Genomic DNA, 3,810 nt, shown 5'->3' on the forward strand with positions numbered 1-3,810 from the left:
CCCGGCCCGCGCCGGACCGGACCGGGCCGGGATCGCGGGGGAAGGTGCCGGGTGGGCGGTCCGCGGGCCGCCGGAGCCGGTGGACGCGCCGAACGAGAGGTGACATGGACGAGCTGCCCCTCGTGCTGGGTTCGGGCGCGGCCGTCCTGCTCGCCTCCGTGTTGGCCGTGCGGTTCTCGATCCGGCTCGGCCTGCCGTCCCTGCTGATCTACCTCGGGATCGGTGTCCTCATCGGGGAGGCCGGCCTCGGGGTCGAGTTCGACAACCCGGAGCTGACCCAGAGCCTCGGGTTGGCGGCACTCGTGATGATCCTGATCGAGGGTGGTCTCACCACGACCTGGTCCGAGGTCCGGCCGAATCTCGGTCCGGGCCTCGCGCTGTCCACAGTGGCCGTGGGAGTCACCGTCGTGGTGACCGGGTCGGCACTGCACTGGCTGTTCGGCCTGGAGTGGGAGACCGCCCTGCTGTGGGGCGGAGTGCTCGCCTCGACCGACGCGGCCGCGGTGTTCTCCGTGCTGCGTTCGGCCGGGATCGGTAAGCGGTTGTCCAGCATCCTGGAACTGGAGTCGGGGCTCAACGACGCCCCGACCTACATCGTCGTGGTGCTGCTGGCCACCGGGACCACCATGGACTGGACCCTGCCGCTGCAGGTGGTCTACCAGCTCGTGGCGGGCGGCCTCCTCGGGTTCGGGATCGGGCTGGCCGGCGCGTGGGCGCTGCGGCGGGCCGCCCTGCCCGCCACCGGCCTCTACCCGCTGGCGACGGTGGCGATGTGCGTGCTCGCCTACGCGGGCGCCCAGTTCGCCCTCGCCTCCGGTCTGCTGGCCACCTACGTCGCCGGGGTGGTGCTCGGCAACTCCCGGCTGCCGCACCGGTCGAACACGCTGTCGTTCGCCGAGGGGGTCGGGTGGATCGCCCAGATCGGACTGTTCGTGCTGCTGGGGCTGTTCGCCGCACCGTCCCGGATGCTGGACGCGGTGGTGCCGGGTGTCGTCGCGGGACTGCTGGCGCTGTTGGTGGCCAGGCCGCTGGCCGTGCTGATCTCCACGGCGCCGTTCCGGGTGCCGTGGCGGGAACAGGCGTTCCTGTCGTGGGCGGGGCTGCGCGGTGCCGTGCCGATCGTGCTGGCCACCATCCCGCTCGCGGAGGGCAGGCCCGGAGCCCAGGAGCTGGTCGACGCGGTGTTCGTCATCGTGATCGTGTTCACCCTGTTGCAGGCCGCACTGCTGGGGCCGCTGGCGAAACTGTTCGGGGTGGCCGGTGCCTCCGAGCCCCGGGAGATGCAGGTCGACGCCGCACCGCTGGAGGAACTGGGCGCGGTCCTGCTCCAGGTGCGGATCCTGCGCACCTCGCGCCTGCACGGGGTCTACCTGGCGGAGCTGCGCCTGCCGAAGGGTGCCACCGTCAGTCTGGTCGTGCGTGGCGAGCAGAGTTTCACCCCCGAGCACACGACCCGGCTGCAGGAGGACGACCAGCTGCTCGTCGTCACCACGCAGCAGGCCCGGCGCGCGACCGAACGCCGGTTGCGGGCCGTCGACCGTGCGGGACCGATCGCCCGCTGGAAGGGTGAACGGGGCGACTGACCCCGCCGCGCCACCCGCGCCGCGCGCGACACCGACGGTGGACGGGGCGGGCGGACGCCGACATGGACAATGGGACGGTGAACTCCGAGCAGCAGAACTCCGCACCGGACCCCGGTCGGGCGGATCCGGAACGACCGGCGGGAGCGACGGAAGCCCCCGTGGCGAAGCGGCGCGCGGGGCTCCTCCTCGTCGTGGCGGCACTGGCCTACGTCGTGGACGTGGTGACGAAGGTCCTCGCCACGGCGGGCCTGGAGGCGGGCGAACCCGTCCGCATCCTCGGCGGCGCCGTGTACCTCCAGTTGCTGCGCAACCCCTACGCGGCGTTCGGGATGAGTTTCGGCGGCACGTGGGTGCTCACCGTGGTGGCCACCCTCGTCGTGCTCGGCATCCTGTGGTTCGCGCGGCGGCTGCGGTCGGTGGGCTGGGCCGTCGGACTCGGCCTCATCCTCGCGGGCGCGCTCGGCAATCTCACCGACCGGATCTTCCGTGCCCCGGGTGTGTTCGAGGGCCACGTCGTGGACTTCGTCTCCGTGTTCGCGCCGAACGGGGAGTTCTTCCCCGTGTTCAACGCGGCGGACTCGGCGATCACCGTGGGTGCCGTGCTCATCGTGCTGCTGACGGCGCTGGGGCGGGAGTACGACGGCACCCGGACGGGCAAGCAGCGGGACGACCGCGCGCACCCGCGGGCGGCGGACGGATCCGGCGCCGCCGGGGAGGACCGGGCATGAGCACCCGGATGCTGCCGATCCCGGACGGGCTGGAGGGCATGCGGGTCGACGCGGGGCTGGCCAAACTGCTCGGCCTGTCCCGCACCGCGGTCGCGGAGCTCGCGGGCTCCGGGGACGTCCTCGTGGACGGGGTCCCCGCGGGCAAGTCGGACCGGTTGCCGGCCGGGGGGCTGCTGGAAGTGACCCTGCCCGAACCGGACCGGCCGGTCGAGGTGGTGTCCGAGCCGGTCGAGGGCATGCGGATCCTGTACGACGACGACGACATCGTCGTGGTCGACAAGCCGGTCGGGGTGGCGGTCCACCCCAGCCCCGGGTGGTCCGGCCCGACCGTGGTGGGCGGCCTGGCCGCCGCCGGGCTGCGGATCTCGACCTCCGGCGCCGCCGAGCGGCAGGGCGTGGTGCACCGGCTGGACGCCGGCACCACCGGGGTGATGGTGGTGGCCAAGAGCGAACGCGCCTACACGGCGCTCAAGCGCGCGTTCAAGGAACGCACGGTCACCAAGGGCTACCACGCGCTCGTGCAGGGGCACCCGGACCCGACGCGGGGCACGATCGACGCGCCGATCGACCGGCATCCCCGGCACGACTACAAGTTCGCCGTGGTGGCCGACGGCAAACCGTCGGTGACGCACTACGAGGTGATCGAGGCGTTCCGGGCGGCGTCGCTGGTCGATGTCACGCTGGAGACTGGGCGGACCCACCAGATCCGGGTCCACTTCGCGGCACTGCGGCACCCGTGTGTCGGTGACCTCACCTACGGGGCCGACCCGGTGCTCGCCCGGCGGCTGGGCCTGACCCGGCAGTGGCTGCACGCCCGGCGGCTGGGCTTCGCACACCCCGCCGACGGGCGGTGGGTCGAGTTCACCAGCGACCACCCCGACGACCTCGCCGCCGCCGTCGATGTGCTGCGCGCCGAGACCTGACCCGGTCCGGCACCGCGGGCCCCGTGCGGGGGCCCCGGCTCAGTCCGGGATCGCCCAGGTCACGCTGCGGTCGTCCGGCTCCGGCCGCGGGCTCCACCGGACCGAGGTCACCCGGGTGTCCGCGCCGAGGACGTACACCGTGTGCCCGCCGCTCGTCTCGCCGGGGCCGACCCCGATGCCGTGCGGCTGCCGGGAGGTCAGCGACACCGGGGCCTTGGCGACCGGGGTGCCCTCGTCGGTGAGCAGTTCCAGGTGGTTGTCCGGCAGCGAGGCGAACGGCACCGTACCCCGGTTGGTGACCTCGGTGTGCACGACGACCGCGCGTTCCCCGTCGTCGAGCCGGTAGCCCGCCGCGGTGAACAGGAAGTCGGCGGGGTCCTGGACCTCGAGCAGTTGCACGGAGAGGTCCTCCCCTTCGAGGCCCCGGGTCTCCAGCACGTCCCCCACGGTCCCGGACCGCGCGGCCGGGCGGTCGCCGGTCCCGTTCCGGTCCGCCTCTCCCGACGGCGGGGCCCCGGGAGCCCGCGGCGTGTCCTCCGTGCCCGGTGCCGGATTTCCCCCGCCCGGTGCGGCCGG

Annotated in this window: 3 protein-coding genes and 1 pseudogene; 3 read left to right on the forward strand and 1 reads right to left on the reverse strand. The window is 73.6% G+C overall.

What is annotated here, in order from left to right:
- The first annotated feature begins 104 nt into the window (after positions 1–104).
- The 3 genes from ACTIR_RS26865 to ACTIR_RS0118145 all read left to right on the forward strand — a co-directional run bounded on the left by ACTIR_RS26865 (position 105) and on the right by ACTIR_RS0118145 (position 3,234).
- Positions 105–1,583, forward strand: a complete 1,479-nt coding sequence (locus ACTIR_RS26865) for a potassium/proton antiporter (RefSeq protein ID WP_026455344.1) — start codon at positions 105–107, stop codon at positions 1,581–1,583.
- Positions 1,584–1,645: 62 nt separating this feature from the next.
- Positions 1,646–2,311, forward strand: coding sequence for a signal peptidase II (gene lspA / locus ACTIR_RS0118140; RefSeq protein WP_199285650.1), 666 nt, complete (start codon positions 1,646–1,648; stop codon positions 2,309–2,311).
- Positions 2,308–3,234 (forward strand): RluA family pseudouridine synthase, encoded by a 927-nt coding sequence (locus ACTIR_RS0118145; protein WP_007026874.1) that lies wholly within the window; start codon positions 2,308–2,310, stop codon positions 3,232–3,234. Before lspA ends, ACTIR_RS0118145 begins: the two co-directional genes overlap by 4 nt.
- Before the next feature lie 39 nt (positions 3,235–3,273).
- Here ACTIR_RS0118145 and ACTIR_RS24165 read toward each other — a convergent pair.
- Positions 3,274–3,810 (reverse strand): annotated as a pseudogene (locus ACTIR_RS24165) (AsnC family protein); the annotation flags it as partial.

Source organism: Saccharomonospora iraqiensis subsp. iraqiensis (assembly GCF_000430445.1).
Lineage (GTDB): Bacteria > Actinomycetota > Actinomycetes > Mycobacteriales > Pseudonocardiaceae > Saccharomonospora > Saccharomonospora iraqiensis.

Coding starts and splice junctions, on each gene's coding strand:
- ACTIR_RS26865 (WP_026455344.1), top strand. CDS start 105: ATGGACGAGCTGCCCCTCGTGCTGGGTTCGGGCGCGGCCGTCCTGCTC.
- lspA (WP_199285650.1), top strand. CDS start 1,646: ATGGACAATGGGACGGTGAACTCCGAGCAGCAGAACTCCGCACCGGAC.
- ACTIR_RS0118145 (WP_007026874.1), top strand. CDS start 2,308: ATGAGCACCCGGATGCTGCCGATCCCGGACGGGCTGGAGGGCATGCGG.